General features: G+C 65.3%; 1 protein-coding gene. It reads left to right on the forward strand.

Features of this window, described 5'->3' with window-relative positions; genetic code table 11:
* A partial coding sequence (locus ACM6J5_RS22380; RefSeq protein WP_414929363.1) for a VCBS domain-containing protein occupies positions 1-343 on the forward strand: 343 nt, incomplete at both ends.

Genomic DNA, 343 nt, shown 5'->3' on the forward strand with positions numbered 1-343 from the left:
TTCGATCGCCGTCGACACCACCGGCCAATGGACCTACACGCTGGCCAATGGCACTGACGGTGTCGCCAGTGCGGTGCAGTCGCTGAAGGCGGGCGAGAGTCATAATGAGGTGTTTACGGTGCAGGTCAGCGACGGCCTCGGCGGTGTCGACACCCAACTGGTGACCGTCACCATCACCGGCAGCAACGACGCGCCCGTGCTCAGCTTCGCGACGGGCAACGAGGCCGGCGCGGTGCAGGAAGACGGCACGCTCAGCGTGAATGGCCAGTTCAGCTCGGCCGACATCGATCACGATGCCACGGCGACCTGGACCATCAATGGCCCGGCAACAGGCACCTACGGC

Source organism: Pseudomonas sp. IT-P74 (assembly GCF_949768175.1).
In the GTDB taxonomy this organism is placed as follows: Bacteria; Pseudomonadota; Gammaproteobacteria; order Pseudomonadales; family Pseudomonadaceae; genus Aquipseudomonas.